Source organism: Alcaligenes sp. CHO6 (genome assembly GCF_037120595.1).
In the GTDB taxonomy this organism is placed as follows: domain Bacteria; phylum Pseudomonadota; class Gammaproteobacteria; order Burkholderiales; family Burkholderiaceae_B; genus Alcaligenes; species Alcaligenes ammonioxydans.
Map to the genome: position 1 here is coordinate 1 of NZ_JBANCI010000009.1, position 1,232 is coordinate 1,232.

Sequence of the window (1,232 nt, forward strand, 5' to 3'; positions counted from 1 at the left end):
AGCGCGGGTTGCGCTGCACTTCAATATTACGTTCTGTGGTCAACAACTTAACTCACTACAACCTCAAGGGTTATAGGATCAAGCCACACGGGCAATTAGTACTGGTTAGCTACATGCATTACTGCACTTCCACACCCAGCCTATCAACGTCCTGGTCTCGGACGACCCTACAGGGGGGTCAAGCCCCCGGGATACCTAATCTTCAGACGAGTTTCCCGCTTAGATGCCTTCAGCGGTTATCTCTTCCGTACGTAGCTACTCGGCAATGCCATTGGCATGACAACCGATACACCAGTGGTACGTCCACTCCGGTCCTCTCGTACTAGGAGCAGGCTCCGTCAAGTATCCAACGCCCACGGCAGATAGGGACCAAACTGTCTCACGACGTTTTAAACCCAGCTCACGTACCTCTTTAAATGGCGAACAGCCATACCCTTGGGACCGGCTACAGCCCCAGGATGAGATGAGCCGACATCGAGGTGCCAAACACCGCCGTCGATATGAACTCTTGGGCGGTATCAGCCTGTTATCCCCAGAGTACCTTTTATCCGTTGAGCGATGGCCCTTCCATACAGAACCACCGGATCACTATGTCCTACTTTCGTACCTGTTCGACTTGTCAGTCTCACAGTCAAGCACGCTTATGCCATTGCACTATCAAGACGATTTCCGACCGTCTCTAGCGTACCTTCGAACTCCTCCGTTACACTTTAGGAGGAGACCGCCCCAGTCAAACTGCCCACCATGCACGGTCCCCGATCCCGATAAGGGACCTAGGTTAGAACCGCAAACAGACCAGGGTGGTATTTCAAGGATGACTCCACGCGATCTGGCGACCACGCTTCAACGTCTCCCACCTATCCTACACAGGCCGGTTCACAATCCAATGCAAAGCTACAGTAAAGGTTCATGGGGTCTTTCCGTCTAGCCGCGGGGAGATTGCATCATCACAACCATGTCAACTTCGCTGAGTCTCAGGAGGAGACAGTGTGGCCATCGTTACGCCATTCGTGCAGGTCGGAACTTACCCGACAAGGAATTTCGCTACCTTAGGACCGTTATAGTTACGGCCGCCGTTTACCGGGGCTTCGATCAAGAGCTTGCACCCCATCACTTAACCTTCCGGCACCGGGCAGGCGTCACACCCTATACGTCCACTTTCGTGTTTGCAGAGTGCTGTGTTTTTAGTAAACAGTCGCAGCCACCGATTCACTGCGGCCTCTTCATGCTTT

General features: G+C 53.2%; 1 rRNA gene (running past one end of the window). It reads right to left on the reverse strand.

The features are described 5' to 3' along the window. Positions 1–74: 74 nt before the first annotated feature. Positions 75–1,232: ribosomal RNA gene (locus V6936_RS17245) — 23S ribosomal RNA — on the reverse strand; its annotated part runs 1,282 nt beyond the window's last position; the annotation flags it as partial.